Here is a 24,471-nt window from a genome sequence, read left to right on the forward strand (position 1 = left end):
ACCTTCAGGAGCGGCCTGCGTGGCGACCGCCGGGGCGGACGGCGCCGCCTCCACCTGCACGTTGAACAGCAGCCCGACCGACTCTTCCTTGAGCGCGTCGAGCATGCCGCGGAACATGTCGTAGCCCTCGCGCTGGTACTCGACCACCGGGTCACGCTGCGCCATGGCGCGCAGACCGATGCCCTCCCGCAGGTAGTCCATCTCGTAGAGATGTTCACGCCACTTGCGGTCCAGGACGTTGAGCAGCACGTTGCGCTCGAGCTGGCGCATCGCTCCTTCGCCGGCGATCTCTTCGAGTTCGGCTTCCCGTACTGCGTACGCCTTCTCCGCGTCGGCCACCAGCGCGTCGAGCAGTTCTTCGCGGGTCAGCTCACCGGGCTCGCCCACGGCATCGGAATCGATCAGATCGTGGTGATCGATGCTGACCGGGTACAGGGACTTGAGCGCCTCCCACAGCTTCTCCAGGTCCCAGTCCTCCGAGTAGCCCTCAGCTGTGGCACCGTTGACGTAGGCGGTCACCACATCGACGAGCATCTGGTGCGCCTGGTCCTGCAGGCTTTCACCTTCGAGCACCATCTTGCGCTCGGCATAGATGACCTTGCGCTGCTGATTCATCACCTCGTCGTACTTGAGGACGTTCTTGCGGACCTCGAAGTTCTGCTGCTCGACCTGCGTCTGTGCACTCTTGATGGCACGGGTGACCATCTTCGCCTCGATCGGCACATCCTCGGGCAGATTCAGCCGGGTCAGCAGCGACTCCAGGGTGGCGCCGTTGAAGCGCCGCATCAATTCGTCACCGAGCGACAGGTAGAACCGGGACTCCCCGGGATCACCCTGACGGCCGGCGCGACCGCGCAGCTGGTTGTCGATACGGCGTGACTCGTGGCGCTCGGTGCCCAGCACGTACAGGCCGCCCACGGCGCGCACATCCTTGGCTTCGGCGTCGGCCTCGTCCTTGATCTTGGTGAGCGTCTCGTCCCAGGCGGCTTCGTACTCCTCCGGGGTCTCCACCGGGTCGAGGCCCTGTTCCCGCAGACGTTTGTCGGCCAGGAAGTCGACGTTGCCACCGAGCACGATGTCGGTACCGCGGCCCGCCATGTTGGTGGCCACCGTGATGGCGCCCAGTCGACCGGCCTCGGCGATGATGTTCGCCTCTTGCTCGTGGTACTTGGCGTTGAGGACGTTGTGCGGCACCTTGCGCTTGGTGAACTGCCGCGACAGGTACTCCGACCGCTCCACACTGGTGGTGCCGATCAGGACCGGTTGGCCCTTCTCGAAGCGCTCGGCCACATCGTCGACGACGGCGATGTACTTGGCTTCCTCGGTCTTGTAGATCAGGTCGGTCTGGTCCTGACGCACCATTGCCCGGTTGGTCGGGATCGTGACCACGCCGAGTTTGTAGATCTCGTGCAGCTCGGCGGCTTCCGTCTGTGCGGTACCCGTCATTCCGGACAGCTTGTCGTAGAGCCGGAAGTAGTTCTGCAGGGTGATCGTGGCCAGCGTCTGGTTCTCGGCCTTGATCTCGACACGTTCCTTGGCCTCGATGGCCTGGTGCATGCCTTCGTTGTAGCGGCGGCCCACCAGCACACGGCCGGTGAACTCGTCGACGATGATGACCTCACCGTTGCGTACGATGTAGTCCTTGTCACGGGTGAACAGCTCTTTGGCTTTGAGCGCGTTGTTCAGATGGCTGATCAGCGTGGAGTTCGCCGACTCGTAGAGATTGTCGATACCGAGCTGGTCCTCGACGAACTCGACACCGACCTCGTGCACGCCGACGGTGCGCTTACGCAGGTCCACCTCGTAATGGGTGTCCTTCTCCATCAGCGGCGCCAGCCGTGCGAACTCGCTGTACCAGTTCGATGCTCCGTCGGCCGGGCCCGAGATGATCAGCGGGGTACGGGCCTCGTCGATCAGAATCGAGTCCACCTCGTCGACAACCGCGAAGTTGTGGCCGCGCTGCACCATGTCGGTGACCGAGTGCGCCATGTTGTCGCGGAGGTAGTCGAAACCGAACTCGTTGTTGGTGCCGTAGGTGATGTCAGCGGCGTAGGCGGCCCGACGTTCGTCCGGGGTGAGCCCGGACAGGATGACGCCGACGTCGAGACCGAGGAACCGGTGCACCCGACCCATCCACTCGGCGTCACGTTTGGCCAGGTAGTCGTTGACGGTGACGACGTGCACGCCTTTGCCCGACAGCGCGTTGAGGTAGGCCGGAAGCACACAGGTGAGCGTCTTGCCCTCACCGGTCCGCATCTCCGCGACGTTGCCGAAGTGCAGCGCCGCCCCGCCCATCAGCTGGACGTCGAACGGGCGCTGCGACAGCACCCGCCAGGCCGATTCGCGCGCGACCGCGAAGGCCTCGGGGAGCAGGTCGTCGAGGCTTTCGCCACCGTCGATCCGCTTCTTGAACTCGTCGGTCTTGGCGCGCAACTCCGCGTCCGAGAGCTTTTCGACGTCGTCGGAGAGGGTGTTGACGTAGTTGGCCACACCTTTGAGGCGTTTGACCATACGACCTTCACCGAGGCGCAGCAGCTTATCCAGCACTGATATATCCCCTACAGGATCGGAGTCTTAGCGCAGTCCATCGTAGGTGACTGCACTGTGAGCCCTGATGTCGCTGCGGCGAGTCGCGCCGCCGACAACAGAACGTGGGCGGAATCTCGACCGAGATCCCGCCCACGTGTGGTTGCTGTCAGGGTTCAGGAGAGCCGGATCAACCCGTAGTCGTAGGCGTGCCTGCGGTACACCACGGTGGGCTTGTCGGTCTCTTTGTCGTGGAACAGGAAGAAGTCGTGTCCGACGAGTTCCATCTCGTAGAGCGCGTCGTCAACGGTCATCGGCTGGTGGGGGTGCTCCTTGGTGCGCACGATCCGACCGGGGACGTGATCGTCGGCGGCGGCGATGGCTGCCTCAGCCTCGCCGCGGCCCGCTCTCGGTGCCTCCATCTCTTGGAGAAAGGCGGTGGCTTCAGCCACCGACACCGGCGTCTTGTCGCCGTAGTGGATCTTGCGGCGGTCCTTGCCGCGTCGCAGTCGCTCCTCGAGCTTGTGGATGGCCGCTTCGAGCGCTCCGTAGAAAGTGTCGGCGCATGCCTCCCCGCGGACGACGGGCCCGCGGCCGCGAGCGGTGATCTCGACGTGTTGGCAGCTCTTGCGTTGTCGGCGGTTCTTCTCGTGATCGAGTTCGACGTCGAACATGTAGATGGTCCGGTCGAAGCGCTCCAACCGCGCCAACTTCTCGGCTACATGAAGCCGGAAGTGGTCCGGAATCTCGACATTACGTCCCTTCACAACCACCTCGGCGTTCGGCTCCGGGGTTGTCTGGTCGTCGGGATCGGCTAGCATCTGGGCGGATTGGCTTGTCATGCTTGACAACTCGTTTCTCCTCTACGTCATACGCGAGCACGTGTCTGGCGTGTGGATACTCATTCGCCGAGGGGTTGAGCGGATTCGCACGCCCGTCGGCGCTAGGGATCGGATATCACCTCCTACCGCTTCGGGCGAAGTGGGCTTCGCGGGCCGCTGGCCCTTTCGAAGCCGGCTGCGATGTCTCACAGCTCGTGTCCCCGAAGGTAGTCCCAGTTCACCCAAACGTGCCACCCTTTTCTCGCACCTGTTGCCAGTTCTTTCGACCCTCGTTACCGGGACCAATGTCCGTTGTGAAACTGCACCGCGTCAGGCATGCGCCAGTGCGAGCACACCGGCCACCCGGATTCCGGCCTCGGCCAATACCCGCACCGATTCGCACGCAGTGGCACCGGTGGTGACGATGTCGTCGATAACAACCACATCGGCGTCACTCGGGATGTTGCTGGAAATGAGGTGGACGCGTCCGGCCAGATTGTGCTGCCGGTCGCCACTGCTCAAGCCCACCGAGTCTTTGGCCGAGTTTTTCAGACGCAATGCCGACGTAACCGAAATCTTTGGATGGGCCGCGACCGCCGCCGTCGCCAGCCGGGTCACGGGGTCCCCGCCGCGGCGGCGCGCCGCGATGCGACGGGTGGGTGCGGGCACCAGGGTCAGTGGGACGTCCAACACTCCCCAGGTGAGCAGCCGGTGGATCCCGATGGCCAACGGACGGGCCAGCGGTGTGATCAGGTCTGCCCGGCCACGTTCTTTGAGAGCGACGATCGCGCGCCTGCGGGCGCCGGCGTGCCGACCGAGGACAAAGACCGGGACTCCGGGATCGAGCCGTGGGTTGATCACGTGCGGTTCATCGACCCCGACAGTCAGCGCCGCCGCACACGTGGCGCACCACCGTGTCATGGGCGCACCGCAGCCGCCGCACTCCAGCGGCAGGACGAGATCGAGCATGGCTGCAGTGTGATGGCAGGGGGTGACAATGCGCCGCCGGTGGGCACACCTGCGCCGGGGGCCGACTCAGCCCGGAAGCACCGGCACCGCCCCGGGCACCAGCATCGGCTGCACACCGATCCACACCAGCTGGTTCTCCGCACCAGAAGCCGACAGCTGGATGACGCCGCTGGGATCAGCCACGTAGACACTCGACGGGCTGGCCGCAACGGTGCCCACCGGTGTTTTCAGATCCTGGGTCGGACCGTCGGAGTTCACGCCGTCGAGATTGACGAATGACACCGGGTGCGCATCGTCGTTGCGGCTCACCACGATGTCGTCGCCCGTCCGCCACGACAGCGAGACCACGGATCTACCGAGACCAAAGCCCAGCCGCCGCGGATAGGTCAGGGCGAATTCACCTGTCGGCAGTTGATCCACACCGGCGAGAATCACCTGGCCGTTGATGACCATCGCCGCCCGTGTGCCATCGCGGGAGAGCTGCAGCTCGGAGATCGCGCCGGGGAACTTCACCGACACCGACGTCGCATCGACCGGTATCTGCGCCGGTTCGCCGGAGGCCGCCTCCCGGATCACCCGCAATACGATGTTGCCGTCGACCACCACCCACACCGCCTGGTCCAGAGCCCAGGTGGGTCGAGACAGGTTGCGAGCCTCGGCAACTCGCTGCGCCTCCCGCCCCAGGGTGCCGATCCACAACGAGGACTCCATGTCGGGTGCCCCGGCACGCACCATCACCACCGAGGCGACCTGATGTCCCTCGCGGGACAGGGAGGCGGCCCGCTGATCCGGCATCTGCCCGAAGGTCCCCGGGACACGTTCGGATCGCTGCCCGTCCAGGAAATGCAGGGATCCGCCGATCAGCGCATGCAACCCCGCTGCGGCGCCGTCGGCCGCACCAGGATCGCTGGCGGCCACATCGGAGGTGTTCCAGCCGTCGGCGAACCGCTCGTCGAGCGCGGCACCATCGATGTCGATGACGTAAGGGCCCTTGATATCGGCGCGCGCCAGCGTCCAGATGATCTGCGCGGCAAGGAGTTGCCTGCTGTGCGGATCGGTGGTGGACAGGCTCTCCAGCTCGATCCGCGAACCTCCGTATCCGCGGCCGATACCGGTCTTACCGCCGTCGGCCCTGGTCACCGGGCCACGCAGCCGGAGCGGTTCGGCCAGCATGTTACGCACGGTGTTGGCCATCTCCGGCCGGGGACCGGAGATCACCTTGGTGAGCAGCTCGGTCGCCAACTGATCGGCATCCGATACCGCCACGTAGCGCGGGTCGGGCACCATCGTGGTCCCGGTGGGATCGACGAAGTAGAGCGTGTGACGCTTGTAGGTGGCCTGGAACTGCTGCCAATCCAGAAACACTCCGTTGGGCAGCCGATCGATCCGCCAGCCGTCGGCGGTTTTGACCAGTTCGATGGGACCGGGATCAGGCAACGCACCTTCGGCGGTCTCGAACACCCCGATATCGGACAGCGACCCGAGGATGTCGGCCTGCATCGTCACCGAAACCTTGTCCGCGCCGCGAGTTTCGACAAACACCACCCGGTCGATCAGCAAGGCGCTACCGGCGTCATCCCAGGATTTGGAGGCCGATTCGGTGAGGAACTGGCGAGCCGCCAGATGTCGGTTCGCGGGATCGGCCGTGGCCTTGAGGAACTCGCGGAGCAGCAGATCGGGCTCCATGCCCGGAGTCGGTTTGGGCAGGCTCGAAGGTGCGGACCGCTCAACGGTGCCGATCGCCTGCGGGGCCGACGAGTTCGGAACGCCGGCGCAGCCGGCGACGATCAGAGCCGCACAGGTCAGCGCGGCGGCGATGCGCTTCACACGCTTTCCTCTGCCCGATCACGCGGCCACGAGCGCTGAGGGTCCCGCCGTTCGGGCGCAACAGGTTTCAGCGGCAACGGGCTGGTGGTGACCTTGTGCCCCCGGACCAGCGGCAACGTGAGCCGGAAACAGGCGCCCTGGCCCGGCTCCCCCCAAGCCTCCAACCGGCCCTGGTGCAGCCGGGCGTCCTCGATGCTGATCGCCAGGCCCAGACCGGTACCTCCGGAGCGGCGTACCCGCGAGGGATCCGACCGCCAGAAACGGCTGAACACCAACTTTTCCTCACCGGGGCGCAGCCCCACCCCGTAATCGCGGACGGTCACCGCCACCGTGTCCTCGTCGGCGGCCATCCTGATTCGCACCGGCTTACGTTCGGCATGGTCGATCGCGTTCGCTATCAGGTTTCGCAGGATCCGTTCCACCCGCCGCGCGTCGACCTCGGCGATCACCCCGTCGGCCGGCATGTCCACCATCAACTCGATTCCCGCGTCGTCGGCGAGATGCCCGACATTGCCCAGCGCGCTGTTCACCGTCGAACGCAAATCCACTGCCTCGACCGACAATTCGGCCACACCGGCATCATGCCGCGAGATCTCGAGCAAATCGTTGAGCAAGGACTCGAACCGGTCGAGCTCGTTGACCATCAGCTCCGTCGAACGGCGCAGCGCCGGATCCAGGTCCTCGCTGTGGTCATGAATCAGGTCGGCGGCCATCCGCACGGTGGTCAACGGCGTGCGCAGTTCGTGGCTGACATCGGAGGTGAACCGGCGCTGCAGGTTACCGAACTCCTCGAGTTGGGTGATCTGTCGGCTCAGGCTTTCGGCCATGTCGTTGAACGACACCGCCAGCCGAGCCATGTCATCCTCACCACGCACCGGCATTCGTTCGGTCAGGTGCCCCTCGGCGAACCGCTCGGCGATCCGCGAGGCCGACCGCACCGGCAACACCACCTGCCGCGAAACCAGCACCGCGATACCGGCCAGCAGCAACAGCAGGACCACGCCGCCGGTGGCCATCGTCCCCCGCACCAGCGAGATGGTGCTCTCCTCGCTGGACAGCGGGAAGATCAGGTAGAGCTCGAGATTGGTGACCCGCGATGAGGTCGGGCTGCCGATGATCAGCGCCGGACCAGAGAAACCGTCGGTCTGCACTGTCGCGTACTGATAACTGACCTGGCCGGCCTTGACGAACTCGCGCAGCGCTTCGGGGATCTGGTCGATCGGACCGGCCGACGTGGCTGCGCGCGGCCCATCGCCGGGCACCACAAGCACCGCATCGAAGGCGCCGGCCAACGCCGACCCCGCCGCGGGATCCGATTTCGACGTCAAGGTGTTACGCGCAAGCTGCAGGCTGCTGCCCAACGACCGGGTCTCCTCGCCGCCGACGATGCCGCTGACGGTGGTGCGGGCCCGCTCGATCTCCTCGGTGGCCGCGCGCACCTTCACATCCAGAACCCGGTCGGTGATCTGGCTGGTCAACACAAAACCCAGCACCATGATCACCGCCAGCGACAGCCCCAGGGTCAGGACCACCACGCGCAACTGCAGCGACCGGCGCCACGCCACACCCACAGCTCGACTCAGCGCACTCAGTCCACTCAGCAGCGGGCCGGTGCGGCCCCAGCGTCCGCGGGTGCGCTGCTTCGAGCGGAGGATCATGTAGCCGGCTCCTCCTCGTAGCAGCGATCGATCACGGCGGTCCGGCCTTGTAACCCACCCCTCGAACGGTCAGCACCACCTGAGGGTTCTCCGGGTCCTTCTCCACCTTGGCGCGCAGTCGCTGGACGTGCACGTTCACCAACCTGGTATCCGCCGGGTGCCGGTAACCCCACACCTGTTCCAGCAGCACATCTCGAGTAAACACCTGCCTGGGTTTCCGCGCCAAAGCCACCAGCAGGTCGAACTCCAACGGAGTGAGCGAAATCTGCTCACCGTTGCGGGTGACCTTGTGGGCGGGGACATCGATGTCGACATCGGCGATGGAGAGCATCTCCGCCGGCTCGTCGTCGTTGCGCCGCAGCCGGGCCCGGACCCGCGCCACCAGCTCCTTGGGCTTGAACGGCTTCATCACGTAGTCGTCGGCGCCGGATTCCAGACCCAGCACAACGTCGACGGTGTCGGTCTTGGCGGTCAGCATCACGATCGGCACACCGGAGTCGGCGCGCAGCACGCGGCACACGTCGATACCGTTCATCCCGGGCAGCATCAGATCGAGAAGAACCAGGTCGGGCCGCAATTCCCGCACCGCCGTCAGCGCCTGCGTGCCATCACCGATGACCGCAGTGTCGAATCCTTCCCCGCGCAGCACGATGGTGAGCATTTCGGCCAGCGATGCATCGTCATCAACGACCAGGATCCTTTGCCTCATGGTGTCCATGGTGTCACCCGATCGCGACAAAACTCGGGTACCACACGCGCAAATTCATGTCGACATCCGCGAAGGTCACATCGGCGGCCCCTGGACCAGCCCCCGGATGCTTGCGCAACGTGGTCCTGCCAAGCCGTTCCGCTGTGGCCGGCCCGGCACCTAACGCCCGGCGGCGACCTCGGCGGCAACCGCGGCCGGATCGGCATCGGCATCGGCGATCAGCCAGCGTCCGCCCCAATCCGCCGCCGCCAGCTCGGCATAAACGGCACCGGTGCGCAGCTGCAGGCCGTTGTCGCGCTCATAGGAGTCCCGCGCCCGGCCCGGGTCCTCCTCTGCACGGCGCCGCGCCCGCTGTCCCGCAAGCTCGATCGGAACATCGAGTAGGAGTTGATAATCCACGCTGGGCAGCCGCAGGCGTTGGTATTCCAGCCGGTACACCCAGTCGACGACCTCACCGGTGGCCCCCTGATGCAGCCGCGCCGCACTGTAGGCGGCATTGGAGGCCACATAACGGTCGAGGATCACCACGTCATGCTCGGCCCGCAGCCGGGTCAGCTCGTCGATCGCACCTGCGCGGTCCAGCGCAAACAACATGGCCATCGCATAGACCGACTCCGCCAGATCGCCGTGGTCACCGTGCAGCGCCTCGGCGGCGACATCGGCGGTCACCGATTGGCCGTATCGCGGAAATGCCAATGTCGTCACGGATTTACCGGCAGCCGCAAACGCGTCCTGCAGGGCCAGCGACAGCGTGCGCTTGCCGGCGCCGTCTACGCCTTCGATCGCGATGAGCACGGCTCGAGACTAACGGAATCAGTAGGACCCGCAGTTCGGAGAGGTTGGCTCACCGTTGAACCGTGCCGCAATCCACTGCATCGCCGGCTCACCGTCGACCAGCATCGGCAGCGCATGGTTGACGGCCGCTTTGTTCAGGAACGGCGGCTGCTCGTTGGTGCGGAAGTCGACGTCGGCGCCCAGTGCGCACCAATCCCGGCCCAGCTGTGCTGCCGGCGCGTACGGCACCAGCGGATCGAAACGATTGCTGTTGATCAGTACCGGCGCGCTGGGCCGGTAGCGGCCGAGTTTCTGCAGATCCAGCAGCCCTTTGAAGGGCTCCTTCTGGACCAGTTGCTCGATCGGGGCGTTGAAGTAGGGCTGCAGGTGGCGGAAGGTGAACTTGGCGATGGTCTCGGCGATGCACTGATCTGCCACCTTGGCCAGCATGTCGGTGCCGCGCGGGGTGAGCGTCGACCGGATCGCCGGCTCGGCCTCCGGGTAGGTGGCCATCACCGCGTTGATGGCGTAGCCCACCACGCCCACCAAGGCGCTGCCGTCGGCGAACGGGAACAACGCGGCGAGGTCGGCAGGTGGAGCGCCGGCGAATGCTCCGACAACACGCAGCTCGGGTGCGTAGACCGACGCGAGTTCGGCAGCCGAAGCGGCCGCACCACCACCTTGGGAGTAGCCCCAGAATGCCAGTGGCCCACGGGGATCCAGCGACGTGCCCGGCAGCAGCATGGCGGCTCGCCCGGCGTCGAGCATCGCGTTGCCCTGCGAGATGCGGTTGACGTAGGTGTGGACTCCGGGAGTGCCGAGTCCTTCATAGTCCGTCATCACGATGGCGAAACCGCGCGCCACCATCGTCGCAACGAACAGTTCCTCGTAGTTGAAGGCGAAGTCCAGGTACGGCGACCAGTGAATTCCCTGGTTGAACAGGCGCGACGGCGCGCATTGATCGCCCTGACCCTGCGTGCCGGGTCCGTAGACGATCAGCGGGCGGGGTCCGCCCCCGGGCCAGGCGTTGACGGGTTCGAAGTAGGTCCCGGTGACGGCATTGGGGTTTCCGCGGGCGTCGGTGCTGCGGTACATGATCCGGGTGCCGGTGGCCATGATGGCGCCCAATTGCCCGGATGGCTCGAGCACCAGCCGGGACGGCTCGGTCCGGATGAGATCACCGGGAGCACCTGGCGGCAACGGATCCGGCGGCGTGTAGAACGCGGTGTAGTGACTCTCGTTCCAGTACGGATGATCGTCATCCGCACCGGCGGTGGCGGCGAAATTGATTGTCGAACAACAATTTACGATCTCGAACAGGCAGACGATCACGGCCACCCAGACGCGATGCATTGCCGGAGGGTAGCAAACGAGCCGACATTTGACTGCGGATCTCGAAGTTTACGGATCGACGGCCGACTGTCATATGCCGAGCAGACGCAAAATCGCCCTTTTCCCGAGGGAAAAGGGCGATTTTGTGTCTGCTCGCGAGCCAGAGGTGAGGGCTCAGTAGCGGTAGTGCTCCGGCTTGTACGGGCCCTCGACGTCCACGCCGATGTACTCGGCCTGGTCCTTGGTGAGCTTGGTCAGCGTGCCGCCGAGTGCCTCGACGTGAATGCGGGCCACCTTCTCGTCCAAGTGCTTGGCCAGTCGGTAGACCTCGTTGTCGTACTCGTCGTTCTTGGTCCACAGCTCGATCTGGGCGATCACCTGGTTGGAGAAGCTGTTGCTCATCACGAACGACGGGTGACCCGTCGCATTGCCCAGGTTCAGCAACCGACCCTCGGACAACACGATGATCGACTTGCCGTCCTCGCCGAACACCCACTCGTCGACCTGCGGCTTGATGTTGATCCGCGTGGCACCCGAACGCTCCAGGGCCGCCATGTCGATCTCGTTGTCGAAGTGTCCGATGTTGCCCAGGATGGCCTTGTCCTTCATCGCCTTCATGTGCTCGAGGGTGATGATGTCCTTGTTGCCCGTCGAGGTGACGACGATGTCGGCACTTCCGATGCCCTCTTCGACGGTCACCACGTCGAACCCGTCCATCAGCGCCTGCAGCGCATTGATCGGGTCGATCTCGGTGACCTGCACGCGGGCACCCTGGCCGGCCAGCGACTCCGCGCAACCCTTGCCCACATCGCCGTAACCGCAGATCAGCACCTTCTTGCCGCCGATCAGCACGTCGGTGCCGCGGTTGATGCCGTCGATCAGGGAGTGCCGGGTGCCGTACTTGTTGTCGAACTTGCTCTTGGTGACCGAGTCGTTGACGTTGATGGCCGGGAACGACAGCTCGCCGGCGGCGGCAAACTGGTACAGGCGCAGCACGCCGGTGGTGGTTTCCTCGGTGACACCCTTGACCGACTCAGCGATCTTGGTCCACTTGGTCTTGTCCTTCTCGAAGCCCTGACGCACCAGCTCCAAGAAGACCTTCCACTCCGCGGAATCGTCCTCTTCGGCGGGTGGCACCACGCCGGCTTTTTCCCACTGGGCGCCACGTAGCACCAGCATGGTGGCGTCGCCGCCGTCGTCGAGGATCATGTTCGCCGGCTCACCCTCCCAGGTGAGCATCTGCTCGGCGGCCCACCAGTATTCCTCGAGGGTCTCGCCCTTCCAGGCGAAGACCGGGGTGCCCTGGGGCTCCTCGACGGTGCCGTACGGTCCGACGACAACGGCCGCGGCAGCGTGGTCCTGGGTGGAGAAGATGTTGCAGGACGCCCAGCGCACCTCAGCGCCGAGCGCGACCAGCGTCTCGATCAGCACGGCGGTCTGAACGGTCATGTGCAGTGAGCCCGAGATCCGGGCCCCTTTCAGTGGCGCGACGTCGGCGTACTCGCGACGCAGCGCCATCAGGCCGGGCATCTCGTGCTCGGCCAGACGGATTTCCTTGCGGCCGAACTCTGCCAGAGACAGATCGGCGACCTTGTAGTCGATGCCGTTACGGCGATCGGCGGTCAGGGTCGGTGCAGTCATGTGTAGAGCCCCTTTGAATTGTTCGTTTAGTCGCCTCGTCAGCGCACCTGGACGTGCCCGGTCGGCAGACACCCGCAGCCTGCGGGCTCGCGGGACAGGCGGATGATGCGCTCTGCCGGCTACGAAGTGTCGATGACACCGTACCGCTCGGCGAACGGTGTCATCAGACGGGCCAAGTCAGAGGCCACATCGTGGTCGGCTTCCGGCGGCATGGACACGTAACTCATCGCCAGTCGCACGATGGCCCGGGCCAGCACACCGGCGTCCTCCTCGGAGGCCTGCACCCAGCTGTGCATGAACGACTCGGTGAGCCGGGACGACGATCGCGAGATGATCGGGGCGCTGTCGGTGGTGATGATCTGCAGCAGATCCGGCTTCGCCACCCCGGTGAGCAGCGAGATCACCAACGGGTCGGCGGCGGACTCCAGGAAGAATGCCCGGAATCCTTGCTGGAACGCCGCGGAGATGTCGCCGACGTTGCCCTCGATCGCCTCTTCCACCGCATCGACCAGGCGATCGGCCAATCGCAGCGCGTAGCCCTGGGCCAGCCCCTGTCGGGAGCCGAACTCGTTGTAGATGGTCTGACGGCTGATACCGGCGGTCTTGGCGACATCCGACAGGGTGATCGAGGACCAGTCCTTGGCGACCAGCAGATCTCGCATCGCGTCGAGCACGAGGTCCCGCAGGAGCACCCGTGAGGCCTCCGCGTACGGAACGCGGACAGCTTTACCCTCACTGCGCCGTCGTGCCACAGGGGCGACACTGGCACCAACTGTCGCTGGCGTCAACCTGAGCGGGTACTCACGGACGGGCGACTTCGATCATCTCGAAGTCGGACTTGGCGGCGCCGCAGTCCGGGCAACTCCAGTCCTCGGGGATGTCGTCCCACCGGGTGCCGGGGGCGATCCCGTCCTCCGGCCAGCCCAACTCTTCGTCGTACTCGAAGCCACACTGCACACACACGAACAACTTGTACGGGTCGGTCACTTCATCACTCCCATCGGTTCGAAATCGACTTTCTCGCGCACCGCGCAGTCCGGGCAGGTCCAGTCGTCGGGCACCTCGCCCCAGCCCGTCCCCGCCGGAAAGCCTTCGCGTGGCTCACCTTTGACCTCGTCGTAGGTGTAGTCACACCCTGGGCACCGATAGCTGGACATCAGGACGCCCCGTAGCGGGCCAGCACCTTGTCACGGACCCGCGGATGGATGTTGACGCGGGTGATGTCACCGTCGTAGTGCGCCAGCACCCGGTGGTCCATCACCTTTCGCCACAGCGGCGGGAAGTAGGTGAGTCCGATCATCGACGCGTAACCGCTCGGCAGGTTCGGAGCACCGTCCATGCTGCGCAGCGTCTGGTATCGCCGGGTCGGATTGGCGTGGTGGTCACTGTGACGCTGCAGGTGGTACAGGAACAGGTTCGTCACGATGTGATCGGAGTTCCAGCTGTGCTCGGGGGTGCACCGCTCGTAGCGGCCACTGGCCTTCTTCTGCCGCAGCAGTCCGTAGTGCTCGAGATAGTTGACCGTCTCCAGCAGCGCAAAACCGTAAACCGCCTGGATTGCCATGAACGGCAACAGTGCGGGGCCGAAGACCGCCAGCAGCACCGCCCAGAACACCAGCGACATCGCCCATGCGTTGAGCACGTCGTTGGAGGGATGCCACACCGGCTTGCCGGCCCGCTCCAGACGCTGGGCCTCGAGCTCCCACGACGACCGCAGGCTGCCCCAGACGCTGCGCGGCAGGAACTCCCAGAAGGTCTCGCCGAAGCGCGCTGACGCCGGATCCTCGGGGGTCGCCACGCGCACGTGATGGCCGCGGTTGTGCTCGATGTAGAAGTGGCCGTACCAGGTCTGGGCCAAAGCGATCTTGGACAGCCAGCGTTCCAGCGAGTCCTTCTTGTGCCCCATTTCGTGAGCGGTGTTGATGGCGATACCGCCCAAGACCCCGACGGACAGGGCCAGACCGATCTTGGCCGGCCAGCCCAGCCCACCGTCGAACCCGAGCCAGCTCAGATCCGGCGCGGTGAACAGATAGGCGCCGACGACCACGCTGGCGTACTGGAACGGAAGATAGATGTAGGTGCAGTACCGGTAGTACTTGTCGTTCTCCAGTCGCTCCATCACCTCGTCCGGCGGGTTCTGCCCGTCAGGCCCAAAAAATCGGTCCAGCACCGGCAGGAGGACGTACACCAGGATCGGGCCGATCCAGAACGGCACCTGCGCCGCAGCGTGCCAGCCGGCCTGGTTGAAGGCCCAGACGATCGGCATCATCACAAACAATGCGGTCGGCGCGATCAGCCCCATCAGCCAGAGATAGCGCTTCTTGTCGCGCCATTCTGCGATGTCCGGGGTCTGCGCGGCGTCCATCTGTGCAGTCACAGCAAGTCACCTCCATGTGAAAGTCGTCACCTCAATGACTTGACTATAGGGGCGTCTTTGTCCCATGTCTAGACACAGAAGCATGTTTTGTAAACCACAGCGGAGCTGACAGGGCGTCGCAGTGGAATGACGACGTTGCCGACATTCGCCTCGACGGGCCGTTTCAGGCCGGCACCACTGGGGTGATGGTCTTCCCAGACGAGACCGAGTTGCCGTTCCGGTTGGGCTGCGGCGAAGACGGGCGCGGTTTCGAGGACATCACCGTGGTTCCGGACGCCGGCGTGACGGTGCGGGTGAGGCACGAACTCGAGCCGCTTGGGGCGGGCACTCGGATCACGTATCGGTGCACGGTACGGGGAAAGCCCTGGCCTGCCGCTGTGTCGCGCGACGCTGAGCTGGCAGCGATGTATCACAGGTCATCCGAACGCTTGCCGAGAAGGGCCTGGTGAAGCGAACGATCAATCCCACTGACTCGCGAGCCAGGGTGATCGACATGACGTCGGCAGGTGCCGAGCTCGCAGTCCGCGCGATCCGTGTGGTCGAGCAAACCGACCAGAGCTTCTTCGGAGCCTCCGTCGATCAGCAGGCACTTACGTAAGTCCTGAAAGCCCTCGGCCAGTGACGCACCCGAACGCGCCACTCACGCCAGAGAGCCCGAGCAGTGCCTCCCCCGACGCGGTTGGTGAACGTCGCACCGAAGCTCTCGAGACTTGGAACCGGCACCCGACGACGGTATGGGTACCGCTCAGTCGACAGATCGGGCAGAAAGACGCTCGGCCAGCACCGAATGCCGCCGACCGTACAGGAAGTAGACGACCACGCCGATCGCCATCCAGGTGAGGAATCGAATCCAGGTGAGGCCGGTGAGATTCAGCATCAGCCAGATACAGGCGATGATCGCGAGGATGGGCAACAGCGGCACCAGTGGCGTCCGGAACCCGCGCTTGAGATCGGGCCTGGTCCTACGCAGCACGATCACACCCGCCGCCACCAGCGCAAAGGCAAACAGCGTGCCGATGTTGACCATCTCTTCGAGTTTTCCGATGGGGAACACCGAGGCGGCGACGGCCACGAGCGCACCGACGATCAACGTGATCCGCACCGGGGTCCCGCGTTCTCCGGTCTTGGCCAGCGGACGGGGAAGCAGCCCGTCACGCGACATCGCAAACAGCACGCGGGTCTGCCCCAGCATCAACACGATCACCACCGTCGTCAGGCCGGCCAGCGCACCGATGGAGATGATGGTCGCCGCCCAGTTCACGCCGTTGGCCTCGAAGGCGGTCGCCAGGTTGGCTCCCGGACCCGCATCGCGCAACACCGTGTAGGAGACCATGCCCGAGAGCACCACCGTGACGGCGACGTACAACACGGTGACGATGGCCAGGGACCCCAGGATGCCGCGTGGCACGTCTCGTTGCGGATTCTTGGTCTCCTCAGCGGTGGTGGCCACGATGTCGAAGCCGATGAACGCGAAGAACACGATCGACGCGCCGGCGAGCAGGCCGTACCAGCCGTAGGCGCTGCCCTCCGCGCCGGTCAACAACGAGAACAGTGACTGCTCCGTGCCCGAGCCGCCGTGACCGGCCTCGGCCGGCGGGATGAACGGGGAGTAGTTGGCGACGTTGATGTAGAAGGCGCCGACGATCACCACCAGAAGGACCACCGCGACTTTCACGATGGTCACCACCAGGCTCACACTTGCCGACAGCTTGGTCCCCCGCGCCAGCAGAAAGGTGACAAACGCAACGATCAGCAGGGCGCCCCAATCGAGCGAAAAGCCGCCGACCTCGGAGACCGCACCTCCAAAACCGAACACCGTGCCGAGATAACTCGACCAGCCCTTGGCGACAACCGCGGCGGCGACGGCAAATTCGAGGATCAGGTCCCAGCCGATGATCCACGCGACAAATTCACCGAATGTCGCGTACGAGAATGTATAGGCGCTGCCGGCGACGGGCACTGTGGAGGCGAATTCGGCGTAGCACAATGCCGCCAGTCCGCAGGCGATCGCGGCGATGACAAACGAGATGGAGATCGCCGGACCAGTCAGGTTTCCGGCGGTGGACGCGGTGATGGTGAAGATGCCCGCGCCGATGACGACCGACACGCCAAAGACGGTCAAATCCCACCAGTTCAGATCCTTGCGGAGCCGGGTACCGGGTTCGTCGGTATCGGCGATGGACTGTTCGACCGATTTGGTGCGCCACTTATCCGTCATTCGCTGATTGCCTTCCGATCGATCCGATCCCGGCAATGTACCCATTCCATTGGGTGTCAAAGAGGCAGACGGAAGAACACAACAAAGTCATCGGCGCCGGCATCGCCGGATTGTGCGCCGCGCGGGTGCTGTCGGAGCACTACGGCCGCGTGACGATCCTCGAGCGCGACCTGCTGCCCGACGGCCCGCAGAACCGGCGCGGTACCGCAGGTTCCCCGGCCTGCTGGTCGGCTTGGTGGATGCCGCTTCGACCCCGAGCGTGGGCGGTGACGGGCGTCCGAGTGGGTCCCGAAATCACCAGCATCCCCGCTGATCTGGGGGGTCGACGCCTCGGGGCGCGACACCCGGCCACCGGTGTGGCTGCGCCAGTGGGGATTTCCCGCGCCGCCGGAGGAGACGGTGGACGTCGGGATCGATTGCTCCACTGCACAGGCGCGCATCCCCCGAAGGACCCGCCGGGATCATCCCGTTCGGAGACGGATCCGGTTCTGGCCGAATGGTTTCTGCGTCGCTTCAGCCTACTCGGCAGTCTCTACCTGGTGGCCTCTGCCAGACTGGTCGGCCGCGCCGTACAGCACAACATGACGATGCGGGTTCGGCACCGGCGCGGGGCGACGCCACACTGAGCGACTTCCGCGATGCGCTAGCGTAGGCGCAGCAACCCACGCGACGGAACCCTGGAAGCCGGTGCAAATCCGGCACGGTCCCGCCACTGTGACCGGGAAGCGCACGCGAGACCGCAGTGCTGGTGGTCGTCCAGTTCTGGACCGTGTAGCCGACCGGGAGTCAGGAACTGGTCCGTCGCGGACACGAACCAACGGGGCGTGGACACCCCCAGGAGGCAGAACAATCGTGGCGGCGACCCTCGCACTGAACTCATCACACTCCCCGTCGGCTGCTCGACACCACCTGACGCGTCGACAGTTGATCGGAGGCGGACTGGCGCTCGCCGCACTCCCGTTGATCGCCGGCTGCGGTCGGACCGAAAGTGTCAGCGCCGGAGCAGGACTGACGGCAACCGACCTTGCCGGCACGCCGATCGAGCTACCCGGCCCGGCCAGAAGGGTGGTGACGATCCCGCTGCCCGCGGCCTCCATGATCGTCGCGGTCAACGGTGGGCCGGACGCGCTCGTCGGGATGAACTCTGCCTCGCGCACGGCGATCGAAGGTGGATTCCTCGGGCAGGCCTGGCCACAACTGCTCGACGTCCCGACCGACGTCGCGGGTGCGGAGTTCGCGCCCAATGTCGAGAGCGTGTTGGCTCTCGACCCGGACCTGGTCATCCAGTGGGCAGACCGGGGTGCCGGGATCATGGACCCGTTACGCAATGCCGGACTCACCGTCGCCGGGCTCACCTACGGCACCCAGCAGGATCTGGAAGCCGCGATCCTTCTCTACGGCAACCTGCTCGGCAAGCAGGACCGGTCCCAGTCCATTGTCGACGACATGCACGATCAGCTGCGGAGACTGCGCGCCGAGCCCCCCGTCAGCAGCGACGCCGCACCCTCGGTGTTGTATCTGAGGGGTGCCGCGGACAGTCTGCTGGCCGGCGGCGGTGCCTCCTACAACCACTTTGTCACCGAACTCGTGGGCGGACGCAACCCGGCGGCCGACCTGGATGCCGAGCAGGCCACCATCGACACCGAGCAGCTGTTGGCCTGGGATCCGGACATCTTGCTGCTGGGCAACTTCGGACCCATGATTCCCGCTGATGTCTACGCCGACCCCGCATTGAATCAGCTACGCGCGGTTCGCGATCGACGTGTGTACAAAGTACCGCTCGGCGGGTATCGCTGGGATCCGCCGAGCCAGGAATCTCCGCTGATGTGGAGCTGGCTGGCCGGTATCGTGCACGGCACCAAAGCACCCGGCCTGCGTTCCGAGATATCCCGCCAGTATGCGTTCCTCTACGCCTCCGAACCCGACGACGGCCAACTCGACGTCATTCTGCAGACATCGGCCAACGCGGCTTCGTCGGACTATGACAACTTCGGCGCGTGAGTCTGCCGACCAGCCACCCGCCGGGCCTGTCGGTCGCCGGTATCCTCACCCCCGGGTAGACAGCTGGCGCCACAGCAGCGCACTCTTCATCGTCCCCTTGGGGGTGGCTGTCATCGCCCTCGCCGCGCTGGCGGTGGGCCGGTACTCCGTCGGGCCAGTTCAGGTCGTCCAGATCCTGCTCGCACAGGTGGTGCCGTTGGAACCCACCTGGACGGCCACCGAGCAAGCCGTGGTCATCGAAGTTCGGCTGCCACGAGTCCTGCTGGCAATGCTCGTCGGCGCGGGACTGGCCGCCTCTGGTGCGGCACTGCAGGCCGTCTTCGGCAACCCGATCGTCAGCCCGCAGATACTTGGCATCTCGTCCGGGGCATCGTTTGGTGGCGCGATGGCCATTGTCCTCGGATTAGGCACGGCTGCACTGATTTTCGGGTCCTTCACCATGGGGATGGCCGCACTGGTAGCGGTGTTCTTGCTGAGCCGGGTCCGAGGTCCGGCCCCACCGCTGACCATTGTGCTCACCGGCATCGTGATCGGGGCGTTCTTCGCCGCGTTGGTCGCACTGCTGACCTACCTCGCCGATCCGTATGGCGAACTGCAATCACTGGTGTACTGGCTGCTCGGCAGTCTCGCCACCGCCACCTATACGAAGGTGGCAGTGGCCGCGGTACCGGTGCTCGTCGGCGGGGCCGTCATCTACGCGCTGCGCTGGCGTATCAACGTGTTGTCGTTGGGTGACGACGACGCAACGGCGCTGGGCCTGAAACCCGGCCGGCTGCGCTGGGTGCTGCTGACCGCGGTTGCCGCCATCGTCGCCGGCGCAGTGGCGGTGAGCGGGGTCATCGGATGGGTGGGCCTGGTGGTACCTCATCTGGCCCGGCTCTGGGTGGGGCCAGATCACCGGGTACTGATCCCGGTCACCCTCGGACTGGGTGCCGCGTATCTGACCGTCATCGACACGATCACCCGTGCGGTGAGCGTGGCCGAGATGCCGTTGGGAGTGCTGACCGCCGTGATCGGTGCGCCGGTCTTCCTGCTCCTGCTGCACCGCAGCCGCCAGCGGATGTGGTCCGATGCTTGAGTTGGACAACCTGGGCTTCACCCATGACAGACGGAACTGGTTGTTCCGCAACGTTTCCTGCCGCTTGTCGGCAGGCGAGATCCTCACCGTTCTGGGACCCAACGGACGCGGCAAGACCACGCTGCTTCGCTGCGTGGTCGGTCTCGAAGTGCCGACCGAGGGTCGCACGATCGCCGTCGGCACAGTCGGTTTTGTCCCTCAGAGCCATCGGTCCACATTCGCCTACACGGTTCTGGACATGGTGCTGATGGGTCGCGTCCGCCATCTGCGGCCGCTGGCCACCCCGGGACGCCGGGACCACGACGAGGCCCATCGAGCCCTCGCACGTGTGGGTGTCGCCGCACTTGCCGGACGCGACTACCCCACCCTCAGCGGTGGGGAGCGGCAACTGGTGCTGATCGCACGGGCCATCGCCGCCGAGAGTCCGGTCCTGGTCCTCGACGAACCCACTTCGGCACTGGATCTGAACAATCAGGGCCGAGTTCTGCATCTGCTGCGCGGCCTGGCCGACGAGGGCCGCTGCGTTGTGCTGACAACTCACCATCCGGACCACGCTCTGGAGATCGCCGACACCGCGATGCTGTTGCACGGGAGTTCGGACTACGACGTCGGCCCCGTCGAAACGGTTCTCACCGACACCGCGGTATCCCGGCTGTACGGAGTTCGCGCCTACACCTTGACCCTCGAAGGCGACGACGACCTGCCCCGGCGCACCATCGTGACCCGATACGACCAGGAGCTGACACCATGACACCCACCCGCATCGCCTGCACGGTCCGCCCCTGGGCACAGTTCTCGCTCGAGCGAGCCCTTGACGGCATCCGGACAGCGGGCTTCGACGCCGTGGCACTGCCCGTACACGGCGTCACCGCCGTCGTCACCCCGAACACTCCCGTCGCCCGCGTTCGTGACGTCGGCGCACTCATCCGCGACCACGGCCTCGACCTGCTGATACTCAGCCACGCCGCGGATCTCGCCGATGACGCTGACGTCACCCTGGCGGAATTGCGGCGACAGATTGATCACTGCGTACGTCTGGAAGTCCCGACGCTTGTCGACATGGGTTGTCCCGAGTTGGAGCACAGTGAGCAGTATCTGCGCCTCATGGCGGCCGCCGCGCCGTATGCCGCCGCCAACGGTGTGACCATCGCGGTCAAACCTCATGGTGGGCTGACACGTACGGCCGCGGACACCCTTGCCCTCGTCCAGCGGGTCGGCCACCATGGCTTTCGAGCCTGCTGGGATCCGGGCAACCTGGTGCACTACGGCGGCCAGCCGCCCGAACGCGGTCTCGCCGAGATCGCGCCGTTCATCGCCGCAGTCGGAGCCCGGGATCATCCGGCCCGCGGGTCGGGTAGGGCGCGCGCCGAGGGGATGCCGCCACCCATCACCCCCGGAGACGGGATCGTGGATTTCGTCGCGCTCTACCGCACGTTGCGAGAGCACGGCTTCACGGGTCCCAGCGCCGTCGAGAGCGTCACCAAGCTGGGCACGGTCGACGGGCTGGTCTCTGAGGCCAGTCGAGCCCGCCGTAATCTGTCCGACGCCATCGCCGGCTTGGTCCCCAAGCGGGCAGAGCCGCAACGCGCCTCTACCTCGCTGCGAAGTTGCTCGATGGTGGCCCGGGATACCAAAGCGGACCCGATCGGGTCCGCCAAGCCTTTCGATTGCTACCTGATGCTGGAATTACCGCTGCCGTGGCCCCCCGGGATGGGGACCCCGGTATGGGAGACCGACCGAGTACCGGCACCCTTACGGGCTGCACTGCGAACAGCGACCCGCCGCATCGAGGGGCGCGGATTGACCATGAAAACATTTGCCGCAGCGCCAGATCCGGAGTACTCGACACCCGGACTGATGCGGATCATCCGATTCGACGGAGCTACCGGCACCGCGACCGACCTCACGCGCGTCGAACACCATGTCCCGGTCCGACACGCAGCGGCGCTGGTGGACGCGCTGTTCGGCGACGGCCCCAGCGCACTGCTGCCCTGGGAGCAGTACCGGGTCGCGGCGCACCACCGCGATCTGGCTGTCTGCACGCATGCCTCGGTCGACGCGTACTGCGGCACCTACGGCTATCCCTTCTATCGGGAACTGCGAGATGCCAACGGCGGCAAGGACGGAGTGCGGGTATGGCGAATCAGCAGCTTCGGCGGCCACCGGTTCGCACCGACGCTCATCGACCTTCCGGAAGCCCGCGTCTGGGGCAATCTCACCCCCGAGCGGGCCGACCACATTCTCCACCGGACCGGCACACCCGACGAACTGTTGGGTCAGTACCGTGGCTGGGCGCGATTGCGCAGTGCGGGGCACCAGACCCTCGAGCGCGAACTCCTGCTCCGGTACGGCTGGGACTGGGTGGGCCACGGTCTGGCGATCGAGTCGGTGACCGATGTCGAGCACGTGCTGACCATCGTCGACCCGCACACCGGTCAGAGTCGCACCATGACGGCTGAACTCCACGATCTGGGACCAGAACCGGTGTTGGTCGGATGTGACCGCACCGCCGGGGAAATCGGGCGGTACTGCGCGCGTCTCGGCGAGCCGATCTCGCTCGGTTGACCACGCGACCCCACGACGGTGGCCTTACACCCCGGCGGTCGCGCGGAACAATCGAGTCGGGGCGTCGGCGACCAGCCGGATGGGACCGTCGTCGGCCGATACCCAGGCCGCCGCACCCCGTTCCAGGGTCAACGTGTCCGATTTGGCGCGCACCACCGTCGAACCCTCGGCGCAGAGCAGGATCTGCGGGCCTTCGTGGGAACACGGTGCGTCGACTTCGTGCCCCAGATCCGCGCCGTCGAGCTCCAGCACCGACACCGCAAATTCGCTTGCCGGTGTGCGGAACGTCAGCTCGAACCCGTCCTGGTCGGTTGGCGGGCTCAGCGCTTCCGGGCTGGCCGGGGTGAAGTCCAGGACCCGCATCAACTCCGGGACGTCGACGTGTTTGGGGGTTAGCCCTCCACGCAACACATTGTCGGAGTTGGCCATCACCTCGACGCCCACGCCCCGCAGGTAGCTGTGCAGATTGCCGGCCGGCAGGTAGAGCGCCTGCCCGACCTCGAGGTGCACGAAGTTGAGCAGCAGCGACGCCAGCACACCGGCGTCGCCGGGATACCGCTCCCCCAGTTCCAGAGCGGCCTTGGCTTCGCCTTCGAATTCCGTTGCATCCGAGCGCAGATAGTTGATCGCACCGTCGAGCACCGCCGGCACCAGCACATCGAGGGCCGGCTGCGGCGCAGTGATCCAAGTGGTGAACAGCGCCCGGAGACCGTCGCCGTCCGGTTGCCCGGTGAGCAACGCGACGTAGGGATCCAGATCCGACACCGCCAGGGCGTGCAGGAAGTCCACGGTGCGCGTCACCGGGCGGAATCCGGCTAGGGCGTCGAAATCCTCCAGTGCCACCAGTAGTTCCGGCTTGTGGCTGCGGTCGCGGTAGTTGCGCACCGGCGAGTTCAGCGGAACGCCTGCCCGCTCCTCCCGGGCGTAGCCCTCGACGGCTTGGGCCGAACTCGGATGTGCCTGCAACGACAGCGGTTCGTCGGCCGCGAGAACCTTGACCAGGAACGGTAGTGCGTCACCGAACTGGGATCGCACCGTCGGCCCCAACTGTCCTTCGGGGTCGTTGCGCACCACATCCAGCAGTGACAACTCCCCTGAGGCGGTGGTCAGGAATGCGGGGTCGCCGGGGTGCGCCCCGAACCACAGTTCGGCCTCGGGGTGATCTGTCGGTACCTCACGACGGGTGAAATCGGCGATCGAGGTTCGCGAACCCCATGCATAGGTGCGTATCGCTCCGCGCATCAACTCCATGATCCTGTTGTCCCCCCTGTCATCCCCGAGCGAGTCTCATGTACACCGCGGCCATTTCCACACGGACGGCAAGAACAGCCAATTGCTGCTCGGGCCGCCCGGTTTCCACCGGCGTGGCCACCAGCCCCGCTCCGTCCGGCACGTCCTCGGTGCCCACGAGATCGATATCGGTCATGTTCGCCACCCGCGCGCCGACCAGCTGGCGCTCACCCGCCAGCGTCAGCGCCAGCACGCGCGGCCGCTCCGGGAGCGGTCCGTCGAGTTCTTCATCGTGGAACAGTGCGTCGAAACCGCTTGACGCAGAGCCCATTCCGACGCCCATTCCGTCGGCGAGTGCCGCCATCGCGTCGGCCAGCCCGGTCGCGGCAGCGCTCTGGTGTGCCACCCGCAGCAGGACGATCGACAGATGTCGAGCCAACGCCAGCGTGGCCGCGTTGTCACCGGTGAACACCACGCCGCGCCCTGTCATCCGGTCCGCCAGGGACTTTGCAGCATTGGTGACGACGTCGCGGGCGGCACTGTTGCGCAACGCTTCCGCGTCCAGCACATCGGCAAGTGTGGCCAGATCGGTGCGCATCCCCGCCGCTGCGCTCTCGACTGCCTGTAGCACCGCGATCCCCACTGCCAGGTAGCGGCACAACGCAAATTCGGGCCGCACCCACAGCCGGGGCTCGAGCACGGCCACCCGGCCGGCAGTGGCCTCCCGCAGCGGCCCCTCGTACGG

At 65.7% G+C, this 24,471-nt stretch carries 19 protein-coding genes, 3 pseudogenes and 1 riboswitch; of the genes and pseudogenes, 6 read left to right on the forward strand and 16 right to left on the reverse strand.

What is annotated here, in order from left to right; translation table 11 throughout:
- From secA to WBB07_RS20200, 14 genes are all read right to left on the reverse strand, one after another.
- Positions 1-2,547 (reverse strand): preprotein translocase subunit SecA (secA, locus tag WBB07_RS20135; protein ID WP_526310133.1); only part of this gene is annotated, 2,547 nt, incomplete at its 3' end.
- Positions 2,548-2,702: 155 nt separating this feature from the next.
- Positions 2,703-3,368, reverse strand: coding sequence for a ribosome hibernation-promoting factor, HPF/YfiA family (hpf, locus tag WBB07_RS20140; protein WP_526310134.1), 666 nt, complete (start codon positions 3,366-3,368; stop codon positions 2,703-2,705).
- 309 nt (positions 3,369-3,677) lie between these two features.
- A complete protein-coding gene (locus WBB07_RS20145; RefSeq protein ID WP_526310135.1) occupies positions 3,678-4,316 on the reverse strand; it encodes a ComF family protein in 639 nt (212 codons plus the stop codon).
- A 66-nt stretch (positions 4,317-4,382) separates the two neighbouring features.
- Entirely contained in the window at positions 4,383-6,134 is a 1,752-nt protein-coding gene (gene lpqB / locus WBB07_RS20150) for an MtrAB system accessory lipoprotein LpqB (protein WP_526310150.1), read from the reverse strand.
- 5 nt (positions 6,135-6,139) lie between these two features.
- Complete coding sequence (gene mtrB, locus WBB07_RS20155) at positions 6,140-7,801, reverse strand: MtrAB system histidine kinase MtrB (RefSeq protein ID WP_526310136.1); 1,662 nt, start codon at positions 7,799-7,801, stop codon at positions 6,140-6,142.
- Between the two features lie 31 nt (positions 7,802-7,832).
- On the reverse strand, positions 7,833-8,519 hold the full coding sequence (mtrA, locus tag WBB07_RS20160) for a two-component system response regulator MtrA (protein ID WP_526310137.1): 687 nt from the start codon (positions 8,517-8,519) through the stop codon (positions 7,833-7,835).
- 150 nt (positions 8,520-8,669) lie between these two features.
- The gene (locus WBB07_RS20165; RefSeq protein ID WP_526310138.1) at positions 8,670-9,305 is read right to left on the reverse strand and encodes a dTMP kinase; all 636 of its coding nucleotides are present in this window, start codon (positions 9,303-9,305) and stop codon (positions 8,670-8,672) included.
- An 18-nt stretch (positions 9,306-9,323) separates the two neighbouring features.
- Positions 9,324-10,637 carry a lipase family protein gene (locus WBB07_RS20170; protein WP_526310139.1) on the reverse strand — a complete coding sequence of 438 codons (1,314 nt, stop codon included), beginning with the start codon at positions 10,635-10,637 and terminating at the stop codon, positions 9,324-9,326.
- A 153-nt stretch (positions 10,638-10,790) separates the two neighbouring features.
- Positions 10,791-12,257: an adenosylhomocysteinase gene (ahcY, locus tag WBB07_RS20175; protein WP_526310140.1), complete on the reverse strand. Its 1,467-nt coding sequence runs from the start codon at positions 12,255-12,257 to the stop codon at positions 10,791-10,793.
- A gap of 119 nt (positions 12,258-12,376) precedes the next feature.
- Positions 12,377-13,045, reverse strand: coding sequence for a TetR family transcriptional regulator AlkX (gene alkX, locus WBB07_RS20180; RefSeq protein ID WP_526310141.1), 669 nt, complete (start codon positions 13,043-13,045; stop codon positions 12,377-12,379).
- A gap of 13 nt (positions 13,046-13,058) precedes the next feature.
- A complete protein-coding gene (locus WBB07_RS20185) occupies positions 13,059-13,244 on the reverse strand; it encodes a rubredoxin (protein WP_526310142.1) in 186 nt (61 codons plus the stop codon).
- Positions 13,241-13,414: a rubredoxin gene (locus WBB07_RS20190; RefSeq protein ID WP_526310143.1), complete on the reverse strand. Its 174-nt coding sequence runs from the start codon at positions 13,412-13,414 to the stop codon at positions 13,241-13,243. Before WBB07_RS20190 ends, WBB07_RS20185 begins: the two co-directional genes overlap by 4 nt.
- Positions 13,414-14,622 (reverse strand): alkane 1-monooxygenase, encoded by a 1,209-nt coding sequence (locus WBB07_RS20195; RefSeq protein ID WP_526310151.1) that lies wholly within the window; start codon positions 14,620-14,622, stop codon positions 13,414-13,416. Before WBB07_RS20195 ends, WBB07_RS20190 begins: the two co-directional genes overlap by 1 nt.
- Before the next feature lie 757 nt (positions 14,623-15,379).
- Positions 15,380-16,852: an amino acid permease gene (locus WBB07_RS20200; protein WP_526310144.1), complete on the reverse strand. Its 1,473-nt coding sequence runs from the start codon at positions 16,850-16,852 to the stop codon at positions 15,380-15,382.
- A 35-nt stretch (positions 16,853-16,887) separates the two neighbouring features.
- On the opposite strand from WBB07_RS20200, the pseudogene WBB07_RS20205 reads away from it, so the two are divergent.
- The 6 genes and pseudogenes from WBB07_RS20205 to WBB07_RS20230 all read left to right on the forward strand — a co-directional run.
- Positions 16,888-17,007: pseudogene (locus tag WBB07_RS20205) on the forward strand (hypothetical protein); the annotation flags it as partial.
- 315 nt (positions 17,008-17,322) lie between these two features.
- Positions 17,323-17,478, forward strand: a pseudogene (locus tag WBB07_RS20210) (oxidoreductase); the annotation flags it as partial.
- A gap of 7 nt (positions 17,479-17,485) precedes the next feature.
- Positions 17,486-17,669, forward strand: a riboswitch (cobalamin riboswitch).
- A 35-nt stretch (positions 17,670-17,704) separates the two neighbouring features.
- Positions 17,705-18,853, forward strand: coding sequence for an ABC transporter substrate-binding protein (locus tag WBB07_RS20215; protein WP_526310145.1), 1,149 nt, complete (start codon positions 17,705-17,707; stop codon positions 18,851-18,853).
- Positions 18,854-18,956: 103 nt separating this feature from the next.
- A complete protein-coding gene (locus WBB07_RS20220) occupies positions 18,957-19,931 on the forward strand; it encodes a FecCD family ABC transporter permease (protein ID WP_526310146.1) in 975 nt (324 codons plus the stop codon).
- Entirely contained in the window at positions 19,924-20,682 is a 759-nt protein-coding gene (locus WBB07_RS20225) for an ABC transporter ATP-binding protein (protein ID WP_526310147.1), read from the forward strand. Before WBB07_RS20220 ends, WBB07_RS20225 begins: the two co-directional genes overlap by 8 nt.
- A complete protein-coding gene (locus tag WBB07_RS20230) occupies positions 20,679-22,496 on the forward strand; it encodes a TIM barrel protein (RefSeq protein WP_526310148.1) in 1,818 nt (605 codons plus the stop codon). Before WBB07_RS20225 ends, WBB07_RS20230 begins: the two co-directional genes overlap by 4 nt.
- A gap of 24 nt (positions 22,497-22,520) precedes the next feature.
- Here WBB07_RS20230 and manA read toward each other — a convergent pair whose 3' ends face one another.
- Together manA and WBB07_RS20240 are read right to left on the reverse strand one after the other, a co-directional pair.
- Positions 22,521-23,747, reverse strand: coding sequence for a mannose-6-phosphate isomerase, class I (gene manA / locus WBB07_RS20235; protein ID WP_526310149.1), 1,227 nt, complete (start codon positions 23,745-23,747; stop codon positions 22,521-22,523).
- A gap of 19 nt (positions 23,748-23,766) precedes the next feature.
- Positions 23,767-24,471: pseudogene (locus WBB07_RS20240) on the reverse strand (TobH protein); the annotation flags it as partial.

Origin of the sequence: Mycobacterium sp., from assembly GCF_049647605.1 — a bacterium.
GTDB lineage: Bacteria > Actinomycetota > Actinomycetes > Mycobacteriales > Mycobacteriaceae > Mycobacterium.